The sequence below is a fragment of the Pedobacter anseongensis genome, from assembly GCF_037482965.1.
Lineage (GTDB): Bacteria > Bacteroidota > Bacteroidia > Sphingobacteriales > Sphingobacteriaceae > Pedobacter > Pedobacter anseongensis.
On record NZ_JBBHKB010000004.1, the window covers coordinates 346,618 to 370,096 of the forward strand.

The 23,479-nt window shown below is 36.0% G+C and carries 19 protein-coding genes; 10 read left to right on the plus strand and 9 right to left on the minus strand.

Translation table 11 applies throughout. From position 1 onward, the window contains the following. Positions 1–232: 232 nt before the first annotated feature. From mutS to WG904_RS15645, 4 genes are all read left to right on the plus strand, one after another. On the plus strand, positions 233–2,842 hold the full coding sequence (gene mutS / locus WG904_RS15630) for a DNA mismatch repair protein MutS (RefSeq protein WP_339580272.1): 2,610 nt from the start codon (positions 233–235) through the stop codon (positions 2,840–2,842). A gap of 176 nt (positions 2,843–3,018) precedes the next feature. Next, entirely contained in the window at positions 3,019–4,545 is a 1,527-nt protein-coding gene (locus tag WG904_RS15635) for an FG-GAP-like repeat-containing protein (RefSeq protein ID WP_339580273.1), read from the plus strand. 106 nt (positions 4,546–4,651) lie between these two features. Further along, positions 4,652–5,134, plus strand: a complete 483-nt coding sequence (locus WG904_RS15640; protein WP_339580274.1) for a C40 family peptidase — start codon at positions 4,652–4,654, stop codon at positions 5,132–5,134. A gap of 4 nt (positions 5,135–5,138) precedes the next feature. After that, positions 5,139–5,693, plus strand: a complete 555-nt coding sequence (locus WG904_RS15645; protein WP_339580275.1) for a redoxin domain-containing protein — start codon at positions 5,139–5,141, stop codon at positions 5,691–5,693. A gap of 102 nt (positions 5,694–5,795) precedes the next feature. Here the strand turns inward: WG904_RS15645 and WG904_RS15650 are convergent, their stop codons facing one another. Both WG904_RS15650 and WG904_RS15655 read right to left on the minus strand, forming a co-directional pair. Continuing rightward, complete coding sequence (locus WG904_RS15650) at positions 5,796–7,700, minus strand: DUF3857 domain-containing transglutaminase family protein (protein WP_339580276.1); 1,905 nt, start codon at positions 7,698–7,700, stop codon at positions 5,796–5,798. Next, positions 7,700–9,673 (minus strand): DUF3858 domain-containing protein, encoded by a 1,974-nt coding sequence (locus WG904_RS15655; RefSeq protein ID WP_339580277.1) that lies wholly within the window; start codon positions 9,671–9,673, stop codon positions 7,700–7,702. The genes WG904_RS15650 and WG904_RS15655 overlap by 1 nt, the downstream gene beginning before the upstream one ends. Before the next feature lie 265 nt (positions 9,674–9,938). Here WG904_RS15655 and WG904_RS15660 point away from each other — a divergent pair, with 265 nt between their 5' ends. Together WG904_RS15660 and WG904_RS15665 are read left to right on the plus strand one after the other, a co-directional pair. Next, complete coding sequence (locus tag WG904_RS15660) at positions 9,939–10,898, plus strand: exonuclease domain-containing protein (protein ID WP_339580278.1); 960 nt, start codon at positions 9,939–9,941, stop codon at positions 10,896–10,898. A gap of 1 nt (position 10,899) precedes the next feature. Next, the gene (locus WG904_RS15665) at positions 10,900–12,759 is read left to right on the plus strand and encodes a M1 family metallopeptidase (protein WP_339580279.1); all 1,860 of its coding nucleotides are present in this window, start codon (positions 10,900–10,902) and stop codon (positions 12,757–12,759) included. 11 nt (positions 12,760–12,770) lie between these two features. Here the strand turns inward: WG904_RS15665 and WG904_RS15670 are convergent, their stop codons facing one another. Further along, positions 12,771–13,604 carry a hypothetical protein gene (locus WG904_RS15670; RefSeq protein WP_339580280.1) on the minus strand — a complete coding sequence of 278 codons (834 nt, stop codon included), beginning with the start codon at positions 13,602–13,604 and terminating at the stop codon, positions 12,771–12,773. Continuing rightward, the gene (gene queG / locus WG904_RS15675) at positions 13,601–14,527 is read right to left on the minus strand and encodes a tRNA epoxyqueuosine(34) reductase QueG (protein ID WP_339580281.1); all 927 of its coding nucleotides are present in this window, start codon (positions 14,525–14,527) and stop codon (positions 13,601–13,603) included. Before queG ends, WG904_RS15670 begins: the two co-directional genes overlap by 4 nt. 88 nt (positions 14,528–14,615) lie before the next feature. Between queG and WG904_RS15680 the strand changes: the two genes are divergently transcribed. After that, positions 14,616–14,825, plus strand: a complete 210-nt coding sequence (locus WG904_RS15680) for a hypothetical protein (RefSeq protein WP_339580282.1) — start codon at positions 14,616–14,618, stop codon at positions 14,823–14,825. 60 nt (positions 14,826–14,885) lie between these two features. On the opposite strand, the gene ruvB is transcribed toward WG904_RS15680, so the two are convergent. The 3 genes from ruvB to pdxH form a co-directional block, all read right to left on the minus strand. Further along, complete coding sequence (ruvB, locus tag WG904_RS15685) at positions 14,886–15,908, minus strand: Holliday junction branch migration DNA helicase RuvB (protein ID WP_339580283.1); 1,023 nt, start codon at positions 15,906–15,908, stop codon at positions 14,886–14,888. Between the two features lie 146 nt (positions 15,909–16,054). After that, positions 16,055–16,939 (minus strand): 3-hydroxyacyl-CoA dehydrogenase family protein, encoded by an 885-nt coding sequence (locus WG904_RS15690; RefSeq protein ID WP_339580284.1) that lies wholly within the window; start codon positions 16,937–16,939, stop codon positions 16,055–16,057. Positions 16,940–16,961: 22 nt separating this feature from the next. Beyond that, positions 16,962–17,612, minus strand: a complete 651-nt coding sequence (gene pdxH, locus WG904_RS15695; protein ID WP_339580285.1) for a pyridoxamine 5'-phosphate oxidase — start codon at positions 17,610–17,612, stop codon at positions 16,962–16,964. Positions 17,613–17,705: 93 nt separating this feature from the next. On the opposite strand from pdxH, the gene WG904_RS15700 reads away from it, so the two are divergent. After that, the gene (locus WG904_RS15700) at positions 17,706–18,269 is read left to right on the plus strand and encodes a YqgE/AlgH family protein (protein WP_339580286.1); all 564 of its coding nucleotides are present in this window, start codon (positions 17,706–17,708) and stop codon (positions 18,267–18,269) included. On the opposite strand, the gene purE is transcribed toward WG904_RS15700, so the two are convergent. Then, positions 18,270–18,767 (minus strand): 5-(carboxyamino)imidazole ribonucleotide mutase, encoded by a 498-nt coding sequence (gene purE, locus WG904_RS15705; RefSeq protein WP_339580287.1) that lies wholly within the window; start codon positions 18,765–18,767, stop codon positions 18,270–18,272. A gap of 49 nt (positions 18,768–18,816) precedes the next feature. Continuing rightward, positions 18,817–19,956 carry a 5-(carboxyamino)imidazole ribonucleotide synthase gene (locus tag WG904_RS15710; RefSeq protein ID WP_339580288.1) on the minus strand — a complete coding sequence of 380 codons (1,140 nt, stop codon included), beginning with the start codon at positions 19,954–19,956 and terminating at the stop codon, positions 18,817–18,819. 126 nt (positions 19,957–20,082) lie between these two features. Here WG904_RS15710 and WG904_RS15715 point away from each other — a divergent pair, with 126 nt between their 5' ends. Further along, positions 20,083–21,273: a BaiN/RdsA family NAD(P)/FAD-dependent oxidoreductase gene (locus WG904_RS15715; RefSeq protein ID WP_339580289.1), complete on the plus strand. Its 1,191-nt coding sequence runs from the start codon at positions 20,083–20,085 to the stop codon at positions 21,271–21,273. Then, positions 21,270–23,477, plus strand: coding sequence for a B12-binding domain-containing radical SAM protein (locus WG904_RS15720; RefSeq protein ID WP_339580290.1), 2,208 nt, complete (start codon positions 21,270–21,272; stop codon positions 23,475–23,477). The genes WG904_RS15715 and WG904_RS15720 overlap by 4 nt, the downstream gene beginning before the upstream one ends. Positions 23,478–23,479: the final 2 nt, after the last annotated feature.

The window sequence follows — 23,479 nt, forward strand, 5'->3', positions numbered from 1 at the left end:
TTAAGTATAGGGGTTTTCGAAAAAACGTTGTGGCTTTAATTTTAGTGGGTAGGTAATTCGAGCTAAATAAAAATCCTACTGTAGGAGAGGTGGGTTAAACGGTGATGCTGTAAAGGTACGTAATTAAATCGCAGCAAGTGAAAACCTATCCACAATAATTTAATTTCTCCACAAAAACTTCATCACTACCACGCAACATTGTATATTTACGCCTTACCTAAAAAATGTAATTTTGGCCAAAGTAACAGAAAAAGTAACCCCATTAATGCAACAATACAATACCATCAAGACAAAATATCCTGGTGCCTTATTGTTGTTTAGAGTGGGCGATTTTTATGAAACCTTTGGTGAAGATGCTATCAAAACTTCTCAAATTTTGGGAATTGTTTTAACCAAAAGAGGCACAGGTCCGAACGGAGCACTCGAACTTGCCGGTTTTCCTCATCACTCCTTAGAAAATTATTTATCTAAATTGGTGAGAGCGGGCCAACGTGTAGCGATTTGCGATCAGCTTGAAGATCCAAAACTTACTAAAAATATTGTAAAACGGGGTGTTACGGAGTTAGTTACTCCTGGTATTGCGTATAATGATAATATCTTAAGCCAGAAATCTAACAATTACCTTGCTGCTGTATTTTTCGACAAGCAAACAATCGGTGTGTCTTTTTGTGATATTTCTACTGGCGAGTTTCTAGTGGCCCAAGGAAATGCTGAATATATAGATAAGTTACTGCAAGGTTTTCGACCAACTGAGGTGGTTTTTCAGAAAAGCAAACGTCAGGAGTTTTTATCCACTTTTGGGGATAAGTTTTATACCTTTCCTATCGACGATTGGGCGTTTACAGGAGATTATTCTGCAGAAATATTAACCAATCACTTCGAAGTAAACTCATTAAAAGGTTTTGGAGTTGATAAATTGCAATCTGGTGTAGTTGCAGCTGGTGTGGTGCTTTACTATCTTGGCGAAACCGAACATCGTAATTTACAGCATATTACTAACATCTCTCGTATCGAAGAAGAACGATACATGTGGCTAGACCGTTTTACCATTCGTAACCTCGAATTGGTGAGTTCGGCCAATGATAATGCAGTTACCTTATTTAATGTATTGGATCAAACCAGTACACCAATGGGTGCTAGAATGTTACACAAATGGATGATCATGCCATTGAAAGAACTTACGCCCATTCAAGAACGGTTAGGTATGGTAGAATATTTGGTAAATCACCAAGATTTACTACAGGAGTTCTTAAGCCACATTAAACCTATTGGCGATTTAGAACGGTTAATTTCTAAAGTTGGACTGCAAAAGGCTGGTCCTAGAGAACTCAGCCAACTAAAACGGGCACTATCACATATCGAGGAAGTTAAAAAAGTTGCCGAATTAACTAAAGATCCCTTTTTAGGCTTAATGGCTGATCAGTTAAATCCTTGTTTAACCATAAGGGAGAAACTGGAAAGAGAATTACAGCCTGATCCACCAGCCTTGTTGCTTAAAGGAAATGTAATTGCTGAGGGAATAGACGATGAACTTGATCGTTTACGTAAAATTGCCTTTGGGGGTAAAGAATATTTGGTCGAAATTCAGAAAAGGGAGGCTGCTAGTACCGGAATTCCATCTTTAAAGATATCGTTTAACAATGTTTTTGGCTATTATCTTGAAGTTACACACACTCATAAAGATAAAGTTCCAGAAAGTTGGATTCGTAAACAAACCTTAGTAAATGCAGAACGGTACATTACTCCTGAGTTAAAGGCATATGAAGAGCAAATCTTAGGTGCAGAAGAAAAAATTCAAGCGATTGAAATCCGTCTCTATACTGAATTAATGCACCAGGTTGCACAATACATTATACCAATACAACTTAATGCTTATTTAATTGCGCAGTTAGATGTTTTACTTTGTTTTGCGCAATTGGCAGTTAATAATCATTATGTTAAGCCTGAGTTAAATAATAAAAAAGACTTAGATATTAAAGGTGGCCGCCATCCCGTTATTGAAAAACAATTGCCACCGGGCGACGAATACATCACCAACGACGTATTTTTGGATAACGATACGCAGCAAATTATTATCATTACCGGACCAAATATGTCGGGTAAATCGGCCATTTTAAGGCAAACGGCTTTAATTGTTTTAATGGCACAAATGGGCAGTTTTGTTCCTGCAAAGGCAGCCAAAATTGGGTTGGTGGATAAGATATTTACAAGAGTAGGAGCCTCAGATAACCTATCAAGTGGCGAAAGTACATTTATGGTAGAGATGAACGAAACAGCAAGTATCTTGAATAACATCTCAGATCGGAGCTTAATTTTACTCGATGAGATTGGAAGAGGAACAAGTACATACGATGGGATTTCAATCGCTTGGGCTATCGCTGAGTTCTTGCATGAACATCCTACGGCACGACCAAAGACGCTTTTTGCTACGCATTACCATGAACTTAATGAATTAGAAAATACCATGGGGCGAATAAAAAACTTTAATGTAACGATAAAGGAAATGTCGAACAAGGTAATTTTTTTGCGTAAGCTGGTGCCAGGTGGAAGCGAGCATAGTTTCGGTATTCATGTTGCAAAAATGGCAGGTATGCCCTCTAAATTGATAAACAGAGCAAATGAAATCTTAAAGCGGTTAGAAATTGACCGAACTGAGGGGCAAAGTATCAAAGACAGTATTAAGAAAGTGCAAAACCAGGCCTATCAATTACAAATGTTTGCAGTTGATGATCCTGTTTTGGTTAAGATAAGAGATACCCTCAATAACTTAGATGTTAATTTATTAACTCCAGTTGAAGCTTTGCTAAAATTGGATGAGATACAACGGTTGATAAAAACGTAGTTTAATTTTTAATTTATTAATATCTTAGAATAAAAAATGATTACACCATCACGATTTTCAAAATCACACGGTGAAATGGAAAAAATCATGATAGCTTTATCACAATTGAAAACAAACCTCCATAGGGCTCATGAGTACCACTAATAACATGAACTAATTACAAATAATCTCTATTGATGAAAAAAATAATTGTCGTTCTTGCCGTTTTAATTTTTATTTCTTGCAAAAAAACCACCGAAGATGCTCCCAAATTAAGTAATGAAAAAGTAATTACTTCGTTTGTGATTACCAAAGCTAAAAACCCTTCTTTAAACACTGATTTACAAGGAGATATTAAAGGATCTATAATTACCATAACAATTCCTGCAAATATTACTGATCGAGATTTTATAGCTGATTTTACAGTTAGTCCTCAGGCAAAGTTAACCGTTGCTAACGTTTCTCAAATTAGCGGGGTCTCAAAGAATAATTTCACTAATCCAGTTGTTTATACAGTTGTTGCCGAAGATGGCTCTACCGCTGCCTATTCAGTTCAATTAAGTAAGTTTGGTAATTCACCATCGTCAAATATTAATCAGACGACTTCCTACTTTATTTATGCTCAAAAAGAGAATTTTTTCTACACCAATCTCGGTACTATTTTCCAAACTCAGCATGGTGGATATTTTGTAGATGAGTTCGCTGCTAGATCTTTTTATGATTTTGATAAAGACGGAGATCTGGATTTAATTGGTGGTACCTTTAATTTTGATGCAAATGTTGGTTTTCCGCTTCACTATTATAAAAATAATGGAGGAAGTTATCAACGAGATCAAACAGTTTTCGAGGGTTTTACCCCAACCTATGTTCACTCACGTCAATCTATTCTGAGCGATTTTGATAAAAATGGATTTATGGATGTTGTCGTAATTGGACATGGTTATGATAAAGACCCATTTCCAGGAGAGAAATCTTATGTGTTAATGAATAACAATGGAAAATTTACGCCTAAGGAGCTTCCTTTACCTTCGGGTACTAGACTTCCTTTTACCCATTCTGTTTGCTCTGGTGATATTGATAATGATGGCGATGTAGATATTTTTATGACAAGTACCATGGTTCAGCCTGGAGGAATTTTTCTACTCAACGATGGAGCAGGAAATTTTACTTACGATGCCTCTGTTTTTCCGAATGATATTACAGGTAAAACCTACTTTACGTCTGTACTTTATGATTTAAATGCCGATGGCTACTTAGATCTAGCCATTAGTGGCCATGACAACGACGCCAATGTTAAATTATATCCAAACATATCGGCTAAACCTATGATTTTGTGGGGTAACCCTAGTGGAAAATTTACAAGTACAAACTCCACAATACTACCCGTTGTTCCTAATTATGGGGTTAGCAATAATTTTAACATCTTAGACTATGATAAAGATGGGAAAATAGACTTATTAATTACTAAAACTGGCGATGGTGCTTCTACTCTGCCATTTTATCAAGGATACTATATTCAACTCCTTAAAAATAATGGCGGTACGAATTTTTCTGATATGAGTTCAGCAGTTATCGGAAACTATAGGGACGATAATCCAAGATGGATCATTTGGTTAAGGCCTCACGATATAGATAATGATGGCGATTTAGACATTATAAGCGAAGACAAATTTGATATTCATGTTTGGACGAATAATGGAGGTCTGTTTGCAAAAACTCAATAGGGCAATTTACAACATCAATTAATGAAACCATCATGATTTTACAAATCACACCGTGGAAATGAAAAAATCATGGTAGCTTCATCACCTCAGAGGACAAATTATATAGATGAAAAAATTATTTCTGCTATTGTATATGGCTGTACTGTTCGGTTCCTGCAGTTCAAAAAAACACGCCGTCTCTACCACAAAAGCCGCTCGGGCGGCAGAGGCCATGGCGAACTTAAAAAGTAAGGATCTCTATCGTTTCATTACCCATTGGACAGGTGCGCCCTATAGGCTAGGGGGGATGGATAAAAAAGGAATTGATTGCTCTGGCTTCGCTTTAATTTTAGAAAGAGATATTTATGGCTTAACTTTACCTCGCCGGTCGAAAGACCAAGCTGAAGCAGTTAGGAAAAAAGATAAAGATAACCTCAAGGAAGGCGACCTTATTTTTTTCGCTTTTGGAGGCAATGAAGTGGATCATGTTGGCGTTTATTTAAACAACAACTTTTTTGTACACGCTTCTACAACTCGTGGCGTGGTTGTTGATGATTTAAATTTACCTATTTATCAAAATGCGATTGTAAAAACTGGAACTTTAAAATAAATATATGCGTAAATTATTATTTTCTCTCTCCCTATGTATTGGTATTTCACTATCGCTAAATGCGCAAATGGTATCCTTGAACCCTGGAGATGTATTCTCCAACTTTTCGCTAAAAACCACAAATGGTACGCAATACGATCTTAGAGCACAAAAAAATGTAAAGGGTTTTATTTTGGTGTTTATGACCCCAAGTTGTGATCATTGTAGAGCTTATGAAAGCCGAGTAATGGCCTTGGATAAAAAATATAAACCAAAAGGCTATCCAATTGTTGCTATTGGTCCTTATGGCGATTATCCCGATCAATATCCGTTAGATGCTTTGCCAGAAATGAAAAAATTAGCGATTAAGGAACGATTTACTTTTCCCTATGTTTCCGATTCTCAATTCAAATACACTACGTTATTTGGCGTTAGCAAAACCCCAACCGCAATTGTGCTACAAAAGAAACCAAATGGATTTCTAATTATTTATAGAGGCGATATTGATGATGAAATGGACATTAAAAAACAACCCAAACATAAATTTGTAGAAGAACAAGTAAACAAATTGGTGAAATAAAATTAATGAAAGAAACCGACTCCTTTTGGACTAAATACAAAAAATTTGCTACCACCGAAATTTTGATGTACCTCATTATGATCATTGGTATTGCCTTAGGAATTATTCTTTTAACTTAAGCACATATCTTAATTGCTCGGCTGTATTCACATCTGTTAAGAATTTAACAAAATCTACATAACTCTTTGCCTCATAATTTCCTTCGTTTAGGGTAAATTTTCGGTAATGTGTAATTACATTTCCCTGAATGCTCGTTTTGGCCCAGTAACTGCCAAATTGATTTTGGAATGATTTTTCTAGTGGTTCGAAAATAGTAAGGTATTCGTTTGCTAGGGTATAAGTAATGCTATCTTCATCGGTATAACCTCTATTTACATAAACAGGTTGTGTTCTACTTCGCACCTCTTGAATAGGTATTTTTAAATGAAAAGGATTAATGCCCAGAAAGACTTTATCACCATTAACAGCACCATAATTTCTTATTGTTAAACTTAAACTTTCATGCAATTCTGGTAGCTTATCTTTCTTTTCGGTATAGGTTACTGTCTCAAAATTGATATTATCAATAGCATATTTTTGTGTTAATATTTTTTGTTGATCGCTCATCGGTTTTCCTTGTATTTCCTCATGGTTATCATACTGTATGCCGGTAAAAAGCGTGTTCAATTCGCCCTTAATGTTGCCGTATTTATCGAGCGATAGCGTCGCAATTCGCTTTTGAAGATTTTGCTGTGCAGTGTATTTTGGCGTACGCAACAATTTTCCGCCAGATGAGGTACAGGCCATTACCAAGCGATCGTCTGTAAAGGAGCTTAAAAAGCCGAATGGAATTTTCTGACTCGTACATTCTAGCCAGGTCGTATCACCTGCTAAGGGCATGCATAAAATAACATGGTTTGCCTGGTTCATGCTAGCGAAAGAAGGGTCGAGGCTCTTTTTTTCATCTCCTGCATTAACAATACAGTAATACGAATCGATATCTGCTGCCTTTAACAAACTTTGCATATAATTTACCAAAGCCTTGCAATCGCCATAGCCCAAGCGATCTACATCGGCTGCGCTAAAAGGTTTAAAGCCACCAATACCGATTTGAACACTAATATACCTCGTTTTATCTTGTAAGTATTGATAGATTTTACGCGCTTTGTCTTTATCTGTTTTCGCTAACTTAACCAAATCTTTTATAAACTGTACTGTGTTTTGGGGTAAGGTTTTTTGGTCAGCTAACAAATCGTCGTAAATCCATTTACCCAACTCATCCCAGTTTTTATAGCTTGCTGCGTAGTTGTAATAATTAAAATTTTCGGGTGCAATTTTAACAAAGGTTTGATAGGTATCTTGAATCGGACTATACGGTTCTGTTTTAACACCAAGTAAATTATTTACTCTCCAAGTTAAAATTTGTTGTTTTTCATTATTAGTTTCTTCTGCTTTTTGAAGTAAATTCTGCGTTTTAACGCGAAATTTATCGCCGGGCTTACTTATAAAAGTATAACTGCTTTTTTCTACAGAAACATCATCTAATGGTTTTGGGAACCAACTTGGAATAATAAGATTTTGCTTAAAAAGCACTTCATATTCATAAACTAGGGTATATGGAAACGTATTTCTGGTTGGTAAATAGCGCTTTACTCGTGTATCTTCATAGAGTGAGAAATCGTGGACAGCACTTTGATCTAAAAAATCACGTTGACTAAACTTCCCTTCTAATCGCCCTTCTGCATTGTAAATCTCTCCTTTAATACTTTTTATTGAAGTATTTTTATCATAAAATAAATCCAATCGTGCACTATTTTCGCCATTTTTATTAAATACGGTGATTACCTGTTTTACTGTATAGCTAACATTATCTTTTGCACGCATGTTAACTACGGTTTCTTCATTGCGAATGGTGGCATTTGCACGGCTTCTTAGGGCGAAAGGAATAAGGTCGGCATTGTAATTTTCCTGTGCAATGCTGTTAAAAGAATAGGCAGTTATAAATAAAATAAGGAGAATATACTTCATTAATTCACTTTTTTTAATAATAAATCGGTTTTTTGGTTCTGAATAATCTTACTATAGAACTCTTTTAAGTATAAATATTCTTCTGATGGATAAATAGATTTACTAAATTGTTTAAGTTGACTAATTGACAGCTTATTATCCTCAAAAACTGTTTTCAATAGGTATTTTCCACCATTATTGGGCAAGCTAATTGCTAAATCTTTGGGACTTTCTAACAATTCATATTTTTCCGGTAAGCTAATGTTAATCATAATGCGTTCGTCGTTAGCCGTACCTAAATCTACTGGATAGGTTCTTTCGTTTAAGTTAAAGGGATTTTTAGTGATTCGATTAATAAAAAATGGATTAAGGTAGAGTTGCGAAGCATTATTGCTATTATGCGCCGAAAATTCGACCTCATATTTTTCAGTAAGAGGCAAATCTAAACTATCAATATTCGAAATTTCCTCTCCTGTAATATTCAAATAGGGCATTTGCTCATCTAACTTTTCTACATATTCTTCTACTGAATTGTATTTTTTTATGGCAGTTCTTTTATTAAAAGCATCATAACCTAGATTATATGTAATAATTGTGCCTTTAATTTTTCCATCTTTGGTTAACACACCATCTAATACATAACTGGTAACACTTTTTTGGGAAGCTTTTAAATCGATCCAATATGAGGGTTTTTTTAAATTAATTACTCTACCTTGATCATTAATACAGCGGATAGGCAATAATCCAAAAGGCAAAAGTGGTTCGGTTGCATCCAAAAGGTAGCTCTCTGTGCCTATATTAACTTTTGCAATAACATAGTTAAATTCTGTAAGGACGGGGTATAGTTTATTAACCATTCCTTTATCCCTGGTCGATAAAATTACCGCTTCAGCATCTAAATTTGCGGCAGAAAGCGCGGCAATTAGACTTAAGTTAATATCAGCTACATTACCCGATCTATTTTCTAAGGCCGCTTTTATATTCCCTTCGCTATGCATTCCATAGTAATTATTCCATTTAAGCCTCTTTTTGATATCGCTATAGATGGTTTTTGCCTTATCTAAATCTGTGTTCGCATTTTTTAGTAAGCTCGGCATAACATCTTTAAATAGATCCTTCCTTTTCATTTGCGAACCAAAGTTAGGTGCAGAAGTTAACTCGTAATCTACATCCTTCCAGCTTTTGGTATAACTTTGCCTACTGCCGTCAATGCGCTGCATATCGGAGAGTTCAAAATAAATGGCCGATTTAAAATTACTAGCCGCCGTCATATAATCTTCCTCAATAAATGCCGGAATTTTTGTCATGAGGTAAGAAATCTTTGAACAATCGATATTGGTTCCTTGTAAGCGTAGACACTCCTTAGAAAGTTCTACTTTTTGATCGCTTAACTTATACGGACCCCTTAAAAGCACATTATAATTATAAATGGCAGGTATATTTACTTCATATAAACTACTTATTTTGGGAATATCTGTTTGAAAGTTCCATGATTTGTAGTTAAAGATATTAGGCGATTCTAAGCGATAGCTGTATTCTATAATCGATCCATCTTTTAAATTTGGGAGTGTAAACTTTGTAAGCTCAATATATTTTGTTCGTTTTTCTGAGAAAATACTTTTCTTATCCATAATGGTTTCTTCGAAAGAACCCGCATTGTAATTATATGTACTTGCTTTAATTTCAGTGATAAACTCTTCTTGGTTTTCTCCTTTATAAAGTGGAATGATGATATTCCCTTGTCTATATCCATCTTTGTTAAAGATTTTTAGCTTCACATGGTAATCGAAAATGAGGTGTAAACGATTATCGGCCTCATTTAGTTGCATAGTTGATCTACCAAATTCTTGAATAACAATGGCATTTGCATTACTATCTATTGTATTTCTGTTAATTACATAATCGTTGTTCGTTATGTCGCCAAATCTAAAATTTTGTGCTTTTGCGTCTAAAAGAAGAAGAATGAACAGGATAAGGGTAGTGAAAAATTTCATCTAATATAATTTTGTTTTTAGTAGCTAGATGGAGCCTGCCATGGTTAAAATAAGTGGATAACTATATAGTTAATAATTGTTTTAATCAGGTAAGGTTTATAGTTTAATTTTTGCATTTATAATGCGAAAATAAGGAAAACTTGCATCAGAAAGTATAATATTAGAGATATTGTTAGTAGTTTAGCTTTTCAGAAGAGACTGATATGGGCATGAAGGAGACAGGATTAAAGGCTCCATCTGAAAGATGAAAATAGAGAATATACAGATGAAATTAAATTTAAAACGCCCTTTAGCGTTCTTTGATCTTGAAGCAACAGGAATAAATGTAGGAGCCGACCGAATTGTGGAGATTGCCATCCTAAAAGCTATGCCCGATGGTACAGAGGAAATTAAAACGATGCGTATTAATCCAGAGATGCCTATTCCATTAGCAACTTCCTTAATACATGGTATTTATGATGAGGATATCGCAAATGCACCTACTTTTAAAGCCGTAGCACAAGAAATAGCCGATTTTATTGCAGATGCAGATTTAGCTGGATTTAATTCCAATAAATTCGATATTCCAATGCTCTTAGAAGAATTTTTACGATCGGGAATTGATTTCGATATGACTGGACGTAAATTTGTAGATGTGCAGAATATTTTTCATCAAATGGAGCAACGCACATTAAAGGCAGCTTATAAATTTTATTGCGGCGAAGAAATTATTAATGCACATAGTGCAGAAGCGGATATTAGAGCTACATATGAAGTATTGCTAGCACAAATAGATCGATATAAAGACACTCCTTTTGAAGATAAACAAGGCAAAGTATCTAAACCTGTAGTAAATGATGTAGAAGCACTACATCAATTTACTAATCTGCATAATCCAGTAGATTTTGCTGGAAGAATGGTGTATAACGAAAAAGGTGAAGAAGTAATCAATTTTGGAAAGCATAAGGGTAGAACAGTAGAGAGCATTTTTGATACAGAACCTAGTTATTATGCCTGGATGAAACAAGGCGATTTTCCCTTATATACCAAAAAGAAATTAGATGAGATTTGGACAAGATGGTCGAAAAAGAAAGAACAGGTAAGGCAAGCAAAACAACAAAATTATTCCTCAAAACCAAGTCCAGTTCAAGAAAAGAGAGCGGGAGCACCTAAAGCCACTCAAAAATTATCTGCTATAGTTACAACAGATATGTTAGAACAGTTAAAAATGAAGTTTGGTAAGTAGAATGAAATTTTTTAAGATAATTCTCATTGCCTTTTTTTTCGCCATTACGGCGGATGCACAATTGCCAGTAGCGCAAATTTTTAGACAGGCATATCAAAAAGGAACGCGATCAGAAACAGGCATGCCAGGGAAAAATTACTGGCAAAATACAGCAAATTACGACTTAAAGATAAACTTTGATCCACTTTCACGACTTGTATCTGGAACTGTAGAAGTAGAGTACATCAATAAGAGCCCTGATAATCTTACAGAACTTTGGTTTAAACTCTATCCAAATCTATACAAAAAAGACGTTTCTCGAAAATCGAAAATTAGTGAACGCGATTTAGGCGAGGGTGTAGCTATTACTTCATTTGATATCAATAACGCTCCTGTAGCGTTAACAAATTTAGTTATCGAAGGTACAAATATGCATACACCAACTCAAGTGGCGGCTGGTAAAAGTGTAAAATTAAAGATTTCATATCATTATACTTTAAACAAAGGCTCACATATACGTACTGGTCAGGTAGACGAGGGTGCACATTTTATAGCCTACTTCTTTCCACGTATAGCGGTTTATGATGACATAGATGGTTGGAACAAAATTCCATATAGTGGCGATGAAGAGTTTTATAACGATTTTTGCGATTTTAAAGTAGCGATTACTGTTCCAAAAGATTTTGCAGTTTGGGCCACTGGCGATTTAACAAATGCAACGGCCGTTTTTGAAAAAAACATTAGCCAGAAATTGCAATTGGCCGAAAAAAGTGACGAAACGATAAATGTAATTGATAGTATAGATTTAGCACAAGGTAAGGTAACCCAACAAAAACCCTTCAACACCTTTAAATTTTCTGCTAAAAATGTAGTCGACTTTGCTTTTGCAACGAGTAACCATTATTTATGGAAATCGAATAGTTTAGTAGTAGACCCAAAAACAGGCAGAAGAACACGAGTTGATGCCGTTTTTAATCCCAAACATAAAGATTATTTCGAGGTAATAGACTTTGCGCGTAAAACCATTTATGCCATGAGTTATACCTTCCCGAAATGGCCATTTCCATATAATCACGAAACGGTGTTCGATGGTTTAGATCAGATGGAATATCCCATGATGGTAAATGATAATCCTGTTAGCAGTAAAGAAGATGCGATTACCCTTACCGACCATGAAATTTTTCATACCATGTTTCCTTTTTATATGGGAATTAATGAAACCAAATATGCGTGGATGGACGAGGGATGGGCAACAATTGGCGAATGGTTAATCTCTCCGATGATTGATAGCACAATTGTAGATGGATATGGGGTTGGTCCGACAGGAAGTACATCTGGCACAAAAGATGATGTTCCTATTATCACCTTAACCACCGATCTAAAAGGTTCTGGATCATTTACAAATAATTACCCAAAGCCTGGTTTTGGGTATCTGTTTATTAAAGATTATTTGGGCGACAAATTATTTACAAAAGCTTTGCATCATTATATCACTTCGTGGCAGGGCAAACACCCTATGCCTTACGATTTCTTTTACAGCATGAATTTTGGAGCTGGAAAAAACCTTGATTGGTTCTGGAAGCGTTGGTTTTTTGAAGATGGTATTGTGGATATGGCCATTAAAAATGTTGTGCAAGTAAGCAATGATGAGTATTCAATTCAAGTCGATAATAAAAGTAATAAGCCCTTACCAATAGATTTAACAATAACATTTGATGACGGTTCTATTGAAAAACAACACCAATCAATAGCGGCTTGGGAAAATGGAAGTAGTACTTATCTATCTGTCGTTAAAACAAAGAAAAAAATTGTAAAAGTTGTATTAGGAAGCAGTCACGTGCCAGATAAAAATAAGAGCGATAATACGTTTTTGGTGAAATAGACTTTCGATTTTTATGGATAAAAAGCCTTTTCAATCACCCCCTCATCGCTCAACAAAACACATAATTTACGGTCAGCTAGCACTTTTTGTAAAGTCGTTTTCTTGTTGTTAATAATTATTTTATTTTGTATTAGCCTTACCCCGTGACTATAATCGGCCCATGTATTACTATGTTTATTGTAAACAGGCTGAATTGCTTTTCCATTGAGCTGATGCCATCCATAAATTACCACTTTTGGCGTTTTTTCAGTGTATATTTTGTTACTAACAATAATGTCTTTTTTGTTGCCTGAGGTTAACTCACTTTGATTATGCCGTGTTATATAAGGCACTAATTGTTGTCGAATCATGAGGTTGTGGGTGATGAAAACAGGAACAGTTGTCATCGCTTTTGTAGGTGGAATTGGGTTTGGGGCTAATTTAATCTTTGCTTGCTCATCTATTAAATCGACTATTTTTTTTGTAGGCAATGAACATTTTAGAAGATTAGCTACCCTTTGTGCTAAAATGGGTGTCATAGGGATATAGAAATAGTCGTCATTACCGCCTATCGCCATATAATCTGGTAAAGAGAAATAACTAACTTTATATTTTATTCCTTCAATACTAAGTTCGTATTCCACTAAACTTAATTTTCTTAAAAAATCAGGCACGTTTCCGTTTTTTATTTCTTGATAGATTATTTTTTCGCGCTCAGCTAAACTTAAGGTGCTATCTGAAATGGAATTAGCAAAAGCAGTACCTGTTAAGGCTGCTGCCTTTCGGGAAGTTAATTTTAACTTTTGAGCAAATGAAATTTGTACCAATAGGAAGATTAATGCAAAGAGTGTGTATGTGTTTTTCATAAAAATTCTATGTTTCTCTTCAATCCACTAAATTTCGTTCGTTTCACTGCAGAACCTTTAAAAACTCTCTTAAATACTTCATCAGTCATTTCAATTAAATCTGCTTTGGTAAATTGCAATAGTTCCTGTGATGGATTAAAGGCATATTCTTGATGTGGGGTAGCAAAGCGGTTCCATGGGCATACATCTTGACAAATGTCGCAGCCAAACATCCAGTTCTCCATTTTGTCTTTAAATGTTGCGGGAATTTCATTTTTTAACTCAATAGTAAGGTACGAAATACACTTGCTTCCATCAACGATATAGGGTGCAATAATGGCATCGGTAGGGCAAGCATCGATGCATCTGGTGCACGAACCACAGTGATCGGCCACAAAAGGTGAATCATATTTCAATTCTAAATCAACAATCAATTCTGCCAGAAAAAAGAAGGATCCTGCTTCTCTGCTAATCAAGTTCGAATTTTTTCCACGCCAACCTAAACCCGATTTTTGTGCCCAGGCCTTATCTAAAACAGGGGCAGAATCTACAAAGCATCGTCCTCCTACTTCTCCTATTTCGTTATGGATAAAAGCCATTAATTCTTTTAGCTTTTCTTTAATTACCGTATGATAGTCTTCACCATAGGCATATTTAGAAATTTTAGGTGCGCTAGGATCGATCTGTTTCTCGGTAGTGAAATAATTTAGGGTTAAAGATATGACGGATTTTGCATCTTCAACAAGTAAACGTGGATCTAATCGTTTATCGAAATGATTTTGCATGTAGTTCATTTCGCCCTGATAGTTGTTCTTTAACCAACTTTCTAATCGCGGAGCTTCTTCTTCTAAAAATTCTGCCTTAGAAATACCACAAGTCATAAATCCAAGACGGAGGGCTTCGGCTTTAATTATTTTACTATGGGTTTCGTTAATTTTTAGCATCTATTAAACAAAGATAACTATTTGCTTTAAAAACATTTCAAGGCTTAATTTGTTAAACTAGCAACGAAATTATTTAACTCTCCTTGCTATGGAAACTAAAAAAGAAGATATACATCAAACGCCAGTCCCGGTTGAAACGAATTATGAAGCGCATAAAGATAATCCAGGGCCGGCGCCAACGGTTAATGAACCTGATAATAAAGGAGCAGGAGTAGCTCTTAAATGGATTATTCCTATAGTAGTTATTATTTTATTGGTAGTTTATTTTGTATACTTTAGAAATAATATAACAAACTAACACCTCGTAGGTTAGGGACCTCGTAGGTTGGCAACCTGCGAGGTGTAGAAAACACCAAGCTTAAAATAGTTTTCCTGTTTCCCCTAGTTTAATTCGACCAAGATGCTTATATGCGGCTTCGGTTACCTCTCTGCCTCTCGCGGTACGCATTAAATAACCTTCTTGAATTAAGAAAGGTTCATAAACCTCTTCAATAGTTCCGTCGTCTTCACCAACGGCAGTAGCTATCGTTTTTAAGCCTACTGGTCCGCCTTTAAATTTATCGATAATAGCCAGCAAGATCTTATTGTCCATTTCGTCTAAACCATGTTCATCTACATTTAATGCCGTTAAGGCATAGCGAGCAATTTCGGTATCGATGTTTCCATTGCCTTTAATTTGTGCAAAATCTCTTGTTCTACGTAACAATGCATTAGCGATACGTGGGGTTCCTCTGCTTCTTCTTGCAATTTCATAAGCTCCTTCATCGCTAATAGGTGTTTTCAAGATTTCGGATGAGCGGAGCACAATAGTGGTTAATAATTTTGCATCATAATAAGCCAATCGTGAGTTAATACCAAATCTAGCCCGTAAAGGAGCTGTTAACAAACCCGATCGAGTGGTTGCCCCAACTAACGTAAATGAATTAAGATTAATTTGTACCGAACGTGCATTTGGACCACTTTCGAGCATAATATCGATTTTAAAATCTTCCATAGCCGAGTATAGGTACTCTTCGACTAATGGACTAAGCCGATGAATTTCATCAATAAATAAAATATCGCCTTCCTCTAAATTGGTTAATAAGCCCGCTAAGTCGCCTGGTTTATCTAACACAGGCCCAGACGTTACTTTAATACCAACTCCCATTTCGTTGGCAATGATATGTGAAAGTGTAGTTTTTCCTAATCCTGGAGGGCCGTGAAGCAAAACGTGATCTAATGCTTCTCCCCTCAATTTTGCAGCACTTACAAAGATCTTAAGGTTTTCCATGATCTTTTCCTGCCCTGTAAAATCTTCAAATGCCTGCGGACGGAGTACTTTTTCAATATCACGTTCTAAAGGATTTAAGTTTTCGTAAGAAGGGTCGAGATTTTCGTTCATATGGGAGTATCAGGTAGCTAACATCAAGTATCGAGATTGATAATCCGATACTCAAAAATACAGTTTAATTTTTTAAAAATAATGCCTAATTAGAACATTTGCCTCCATATATGGTCTTGAAACTTGATACTTAAATCTTGCTACTTTTAAGAAAATTTATCAGACACGGGTGCATCCTTAACACCATTTGCATAGTTGTAAAATCCCTCGCCAGATTTTATTCCTTTTTTTCCTGCTATAACCATGTTTACCAATAGTGGGCATGGGGCATATTTTTGATTGCCAAAGCCATCCTGTAAAACTTTTAATATCGCCAGGCAAACGTCAAGACCTATAAAATCGGCTAATTGTAAAGGACCCATAGGGTGTGACATGCCTAATTTCATCACCTGATCGATCTCATTCACCCCTGCAACTCCTTCGTACAAACTGTAAATTGCTTCATTAATCATTGGCATCAAAATTCGATTGGCCACAAAGCCAGGGTAATCATTCACTTCAACCGGGATCTTCCCTAGTTTTTTACTGAGAGACATAATGGTTTTTGTGGTTTCGTCACTTGTGGCATAACCCCTTATTACCTCTACCAATTTCATTACTGGAACGGGATTCATAAAATGCATACCGATAACCTGACTGCTACGCTTGGTTTCGGATGCTATTTTGGTGATGGAAATGGAAGACGTATTACTCGCTAAAATCGCTTCTGGTTTAGCGAATTGATCTAAATCTTTGAAGAGTTGAAGTTTTAATTCTAAGTTTTCAATGGCTGCTTCTACAATGAGATCGGCATCGGCAACGCCAGCTTGTAAATCGGTAAAGGTGTTGATGCTGCTTAATGCATGCTCTTTTTGTGCATCGCTAAGTAAACCTTTAGCAACTTGGCGATCTAAATTTTTGGTAATAGTTACGATTGCCTTGCCAAGGGCATCTAAACTTATATCGATGAGATTTACCTGGTACCCACATTGCGCAAACGTATGGGCTATTCCATTTCCCATGGTTCCAGATCCAATTACTGCTATTTTCATTTTATTTTGGTGTTATTTTATATTAAGGAGCCAGTCTGTTGATTTGCCATTTTCCATTAATCAAATCGTATTTAATTCGGTCGTGAAGTCTGCTTGTTCTACCTTGCCAAAACTCGATCGAGCTAGGTTTAACAATGTATCCACCCCAATGTGCTGGTTTAGGTATTAATTTGCCTTCATAAATTGAAGTTAATTCTTCCACTTTTTTTTCTAAACTTAGTCTATCGCTAATTACCTGACTTTGTGGAGAAACGATAGCCCCAATTTGGCTACCTTGTGGACGTGAATGAAAATATTTTTCTGAGGCTTCTTTATCTAATTTCTCTACTTTGCCTTCTATACGTACTTGTCGCTCTAATTCGGCCCAAAAGAAGACTAAGCAAGCTTGAGGGTTCTTTTTTAGTTCTTTTCCTTTTGTACTTAAGTAATTAGTGAAAAAACTAAATCCTTGCTCATCAAAACCTTTTAACAATACTATTCTGGCATTTGGTTTCCCCGATTTATCAGCAGTAGCCAAAGTCATTACGTTTGGCTCATATAATTGTGCTTCCAATGCTGCATTAAACCATTTCTCGAATTGTTTAATGGGGTTTTTATCTGCCTCTTTTTCGGTTAATTCTGCAGCACGGTAATCTTGCCTTAAGTTTTGTATCATTTCTTTTGTAAACTCCATATGCAAAAATAAGCTAAAAATTTGTCATTCTGAGCTTGCGAAGAATCTAAACGATATTTTGCTTATATCGTCATGGTTGCTTAAATTTCGCAAATGTTAAGTACACTATTACCATCGGCTGGAATGCTTCTCATTTCTGAACCGTTTTTAAATGATCCCAATTTTAAACGATCGGTTATTCTTTTAACTGAGCATTCTGATGAGGGTACAGTAGGCTTTATCTTAAATCAACCGAGCACGCTTTTACTTAAAGATTTAGTGCCAGATTTATGGAAAGCTAATTATCCGATTTTTATTGGCGGACCAGTTGAAGTAGATACCATCCATTTTGTACATCGTTGTTATGAAAAATTAAATAGTGGTGAAGAAATTATGGATGGCATTTATTGGGGAGGAAATTTCGAGACACTCAAAATTTTGGTGAATAACAACAGCATCTCAGAAAATGAAGTGAAATTCTTTTTGGGTTACTCTGGTTGGGGAAAGGAGCAATTGAAAGAAGAAATTGAAGCGAACACTTGGATTGTTTCTTCAAAAATTCATCCAGATTTAGTTTTTTCTCAAACTGAAGAGGAATTATGGCGAGAAGCAATTATCAACCTTGGTCCGAAATACGCCCATATCAGTAATTTTCCGAGCGATCCGAGTTTGAATTAGTTAGCTCATTTCTTCTGCACTTTCCTCAACTTTCCTTCTTAAGTCATCTTTATAATTCTGCATTTTTACAACTAAAGTTTCATCAGCTGTTGCTAAAACTTGAGCAGCCAATAAACCTGCATTTTTAGCGGCATTTAAAGCTACAGTAGCTACAGGAATACCATTAGGCATTTGAAGAATAGATAATATAGAATCCCAGCCATCGATAGAATTGGACGATTTAACAGGAACTCCAATAACAGGAAGGGTAGTGATAGAAGCCACCATTCCAGGAAGGTGAGCAGCACCCCCAGCACCAGCAATAATAACTTTCAAACCTTTATCCACTGCTTCTTTCGCATAACGAAACATACGCTCCGGAGTGCGATGTGCCGAAACTACCGTAATTTCGTAAGGTATTCCGAATTCTTTTAAGATATCAGCAGCATCTTGCATTACAGGCAAGTCTGATTTACTGCCCATTATAATGCCAACTAAAGGATTTTTTTGATTACTCATAATCTATTTTTTTCGCTTCGCGGTTTTCCATCTTCCATTTTCCATTCCTTCAACTCACCACTCTTAATGTTTTTTGTATATATCTTGCCTTCTCGATTGCTTTTTCACGGTTTTGATCGACAATAGTAACATGACCCATTTTGCGGAAAGGTTTAGTGTACTTTTTTCCATATAAATGTACATAAACACCATCAATAGCCAATATTTTTTCTAAACCATCGTATTTTGCTAGGCCATCATGTCCTTTTTCGCCTAAAAGATTAATCATTACCGCATTATTAATGGACCGTGTATCACCTAAAGGTAAATTGAAAATTGCCCTTAAATGCTGTTCAAACTGCGATACATAATTGCCTTCGATGGTTTGATGGCCACTATTGTGTGGTCTTGGTGCTAACTCGTTCACTAAAATCTCACCATCTTTGGTCACAAACATCTCTACGGCTAAAATGCCCGTAATATTTAAAGCAGATGCTATATTAAAAGCAATTTTTTCGGCTTTGTGTTGCAATTCATCTGGATAGGTAGATGGTGAAATTAAGAACTCCACCAGGTTGGCTTCTGCATTGAACTCCATTTCTACCATTGGGAAGGTTTTCATGTCGCCGTTGGCATTTCTAGAAACGATTACAGCAATTTCTTTATCAAAATCTATCAATTCTTCTATTAGTGAAGAACTTTCGAAGGCATGTTCAATATCAGCTAGGTTATTAATTTTCATTACTCCTTTACCATCATAACCGTCTTTGCGTTGCTTCAAAATATAAGGAAAGGCAAAATTACCACTACTTAAGTCATTTTTTGAGTTTACTAATTGGAAAGGAGCCGTAGGGATATCGTTTTCTTTAAAAAACTGCTTCTGAATACCTTTATCTTGAATTAAGCGAATAACCCTAGATTGTGGAAAAACCAATTTCCCTTCTTTTTCTAATTGTTCTAATGCTTCTATGTTTACTTTTTCGATTTCTATGGTGATAATATCGGCCTTTTTACCAAAATTATACACGGTATCGAAATCAGTAATCGAACCGCATTCGAATTTATTAGCGATGTATTTACAGGGAGCGTCGGGGTCTGGATCTAAAACCATGGTGGTTAAATTATAATTGATCGCTTCCTGAATGAGCATTCTGCCCAATTGTCCGCCACCTAATATGCCTAATTTTAACTCACTTATTTGTTTTGCCATTATTTAGAATGCATTTTATGTTGCAAAAATAATAAAAAATATACGCCGATGGAGTTTTAAGTATTAATTAATAAGTGATGCGTATTGGGTTATTCAACTTAGAACTTAAAACGTAACTTTGTACCAATGGATGCAGATGCGATAATTATTGGTGCCGGAGCTTGCGGTTTAATGTGCGCTGTACAGGCGGGATTTTTGGGTAAGAGCGTTATTTTACTCGAAAAAAACAGTAAACCTGGGGCTAAAATCTTAATTTCTGGGGGAGGGAGATGCAATTTTACAAATCAATGGGCCACACACGAACAATTTATTTCTGCCAATCCACATTTCATAAAATCGGCATTTACCCAGTGGACAGTAGCAGATACCATCAATTTTTTTGAAACGTATGGCCTTATAGGAAAAGAAAAAACCTTAGGGCAGCTTTTTCCCGAAACGAAAAATGCCGCAGCCGTAGTTGAGATCTTTACCTCACTTTGTGCAGAAATGGGGCAAGAAATTAGATGCAATGCAGATGCGAAGGCAATCGAAGCTTTAACAGATGGTTTTAAGGTAAGTTATGCCATAGGCGATAAAATAAAGACTATCACCGCTCCAAAACTTGTAATTACTAGTGGGGGTTTACCGATTCAAAAAATGGGCGCGAGCGATTTTGCGCTTCGATTTGCACGCGAGAAAGGCTTAAAAATTATTGAAACGGCACCTGCCTTAGTACCCTTAACCATTACTGGAAAAGAGGAAGTATGGTATAGCGAGCTTTCGGGAAATAGTGTTTTTTGCGAGGTAAGTACAGCTGAAATTTCGTTCGAAGAAAATATTTTATTTACGCATTGGGGGTTAAGCGGACCTGCTATACTGCAAATTTCTTCTTATTGGCGTAAGGGAGAAGAAATAAACATTGATTTCTTACCAAAGCAAAGTATTTTATCACATTTGGAAACAGAGCGAAGAATGAGTGGAAAAACACTCTTATCGACTCTCTTAAATCGTTATTATACAAAGAAATTTACTGACGCCTTAGGAAAATTTCTACCTTTAACCAGAAAGGTAGCTGATCTGAATAAAATGGAATTAGAGTTAATAAATAACACCATACATTTTTTCAAAGTTAAGCCTGCTGGCGATAAAGGCTACGATAAGGCAGAGGTAATGCGGGGCGGTATTGATACCAACGAGCTGTCTTCTAAAACGTTAGAATGTAAAAAGATACCAGGGCTTTATTTTGGTGGCGAATGCATGGATGTTACGGGCTGGCTTGGGGGATATAATTTTCAATGGGCCTGGGCTAGTGGGTATGTAATTTCACAACATTTATGAGAGCAGAACTCTTTCTTATTACCCCTCCATTTACTCAGCTGAATACACCTTATCCGGCAACTGCATATATCAAAGGGTTTCTAAATACCAAAAATATTGCATCAACACAAGCAGATTTAGGGATTGAAGTAATTTTGGAATTGTTTTCTAAAAATGGGTTGGAAAAATTGTTTTCCCAAATTGATGAAACAAGTTCATTATCTCCCAACGCACAACGTATTTTTGCTTTAAAACAAGAATACCTAGCCACCATTGATGCGGTAATTTCTTTTCTGCAAGGAAAAAATCAAACCTTAGCTTTACAGATTTGCTCGGAAGATTTTTTACCCGAAGCCTCTCGTTTCGCTCAATTAGCAGACCCGATTGCTAATGGGTTAGACTGGGCATTTGGTACTATGGGAACTCAAGATAAAGCCAAACATTTAGCAACACTCTATCTTGAAGATATTTCTGATTTTATTGTAGAAAGTATTGATTCGAATTTTGGTTTTAGTAGGTATGCAGAACGCTTAGGGAGAAGTGCAAATTCATTTAATGAATTATACGAAGCGCTGAATCAGCAGTCTACATACATCGATACGATCTTATTTGAAGTACTTGAGAAAAGAATAACAGAGGTTCAGCCTAAATTACTGCTCATTTCTGTACCCTTTCCCGGAAATCTATATTCAGCATTTCGATGTGCTCAATATGTTAAAAAACAGTATCCTGAAATTAAAATAGCGATGGGCGGCGGTTTCGCCAATACCGAACTTCGTTCTTTATCTGATAAAAGAGTGTTTAAATTTTTCGATTTTATTACCCTTGACGATGGAGAATTGCCCATCGAATTGTTGTACCAATCAATCAATAACGCCGGGAACTTTAATCTTTATAAAAGAACTTTTTTACTCGAAAACGGCAAGGTTACCTATAAAAACGATTCCATAAGAAGCGACTATAAACAAGCCGATGTAGGAACTCCTGATTATACTGATTTACCACTAGATAAATATATTTCTGTAATCGAAATCGTAAATCCAATGCATCGAATGTGGAGTGATGGGCGTTGGAATAAACTAACCATGGCTCATGGTTGTTATTGGGGAAAATGTACATTTTGCGATATCTCGCTAGATTACATCAAGGTTTATGAACCAGTTGCTGCTAAATTAATTGTAGATCGAATAGAAGATTTATCTAAAAAAACTGGTCAAAATGGTTTCCATTTTGTGGATGAGGCGGCTCCACCGGCATTAATGCGTGAAGTAGCTTTGGAGATATTGAGAAGAAAATTGGTGGTTACTTGGTGGACAAATATTCGTTTCGAGAAAAGCTTTACACAAGATTTATGCTTATTGTTGAAAGAATCAGGTTGTATTGCTGTTTCTGGTGGACTGGAAGTGGCATCTGATCGATTGTTAAAACTTATTGATAAAGGTGTTACGGTAGAGCAAGTTGCTAAAGTAACACGAAATTTTACTGAGGCCGGAATTATGGTCCATGCCTACTTAATGTATGGCTATCCCACACAAACTATCCAAGAAACAGTGGATAGCTTAGAGATGGTCCGCCAGCTGTTCGAAACTGGTGTTTTACAATCTGGATTTTGGCATCAATTTGCTATGACCGCCCATAGTCCGGTTGGTATGTACCCAGAGAAATTTGGCGTAGTAAAAGAAACGGAATTGATAGGGAGTTTTGCAAATAACGACCTTAACTATGTCGATAAAACAGGAATCGATCATTCTAAATTTAGCTTTGGATTAAAAAAATCCCTCTTCAATTTTATGCACGGTATATGTTTCGACTATAAGTTGCAAGATTGGTTCGATTTTAAAATTCCAAGAACTACCATTCCTGCTAATTTTATCAGCAACGCACTACGTGAAGAAGAAAACGTCATTACTAAACCAACAGCCAAGTTAATTTGGTTAGGCGGAAAACCAATTGTCGAAACCTTTACCAAGTCGAAGAAGGGCAATTCTTGGCAGCAAACTACCTTAACTTTTCATCGTAAAAAAGAAAGCTTTCGCATTGTAACCAACCAACAAGAAGGAGAATGGTTAGTATCTACATTAGCTAAAATAACTGTTCTAAATGCTAAGGTCTACAGTTTCCAAGAAATTAAAGCAGACTTTGAAACTAATTTAGAACATTTCGAATTGTTTTGGTATGCTAAGCCAATTACTACGCTACGGAATTTTGGTTTATTGGTGTTGTAAAA

Coding starts and splice junctions, on each gene's coding strand:
- queG (WP_339580281.1), bottom strand. CDS start 14,527: ATGCTAAAAATTAACGAAACCCATAGTAAAATAATTAAAGCCGAAGCC.
- WG904_RS15645 (WP_339580275.1), top strand. CDS start 5,139: ATGCGTAAATTATTATTTTCTCTCTCCCTATGTATTGGTATTTCACTA.
- WG904_RS15690 (WP_339580284.1), bottom strand. CDS start 16,939: ATGAAAATAGCAGTAATTGGATCTGGAACCATGGGAAATGGAATAGCC.
- WG904_RS15635 (WP_339580273.1), top strand. CDS start 3,019: ATGAAAAAAATAATTGTCGTTCTTGCCGTTTTAATTTTTATTTCTTGC.
- WG904_RS15655 (WP_339580277.1), bottom strand. CDS start 9,673: ATGAAATTTTTCACTACCCTTATCCTGTTCATTCTTCTTCTTTTAGAC.
- WG904_RS15715 (WP_339580289.1), top strand. CDS start 20,083: ATGGATGCAGATGCGATAATTATTGGTGCCGGAGCTTGCGGTTTAATG.
- ruvB (WP_339580283.1), bottom strand. CDS start 15,908: ATGAACGAAAATCTCGACCCTTCTTACGAAAACTTAAATCCTTTAGAA.
- WG904_RS15700 (WP_339580286.1), top strand. CDS start 17,706: ATGTTAAGTACACTATTACCATCGGCTGGAATGCTTCTCATTTCTGAA.
- purE (WP_339580287.1), bottom strand. CDS start 18,767: ATGAGTAATCAAAAAAATCCTTTAGTTGGCATTATAATGGGCAGTAAA.
- WG904_RS15720 (WP_339580290.1), top strand. CDS start 21,270: ATGAGAGCAGAACTCTTTCTTATTACCCCTCCATTTACTCAGCTGAAT.
- WG904_RS15660 (WP_339580278.1), top strand. CDS start 9,939: ATGAAATTAAATTTAAAACGCCCTTTAGCGTTCTTTGATCTTGAAGCA.
- WG904_RS15665 (WP_339580279.1), top strand. CDS start 10,900: ATGAAATTTTTTAAGATAATTCTCATTGCCTTTTTTTTCGCCATTACG.
- WG904_RS15670 (WP_339580280.1), bottom strand. CDS start 13,604: ATGAAAAACACATACACACTCTTTGCATTAATCTTCCTATTGGTACAA.
- WG904_RS15680 (WP_339580282.1), top strand. CDS start 14,616: ATGGAAACTAAAAAAGAAGATATACATCAAACGCCAGTCCCGGTTGAA.
- WG904_RS15650 (WP_339580276.1), bottom strand. CDS start 7,700: ATGAAGTATATTCTCCTTATTTTATTTATAACTGCCTATTCTTTTAAC.
- pdxH (WP_339580285.1), bottom strand. CDS start 17,612: ATGGAGTTTACAAAAGAAATGATACAAAACTTAAGGCAAGATTACCGT.
- WG904_RS15640 (WP_339580274.1), top strand. CDS start 4,652: ATGAAAAAATTATTTCTGCTATTGTATATGGCTGTACTGTTCGGTTCC.
- WG904_RS15710 (WP_339580288.1), bottom strand. CDS start 19,956: ATGGCAAAACAAATAAGTGAGTTAAAATTAGGCATATTAGGTGGCGGA.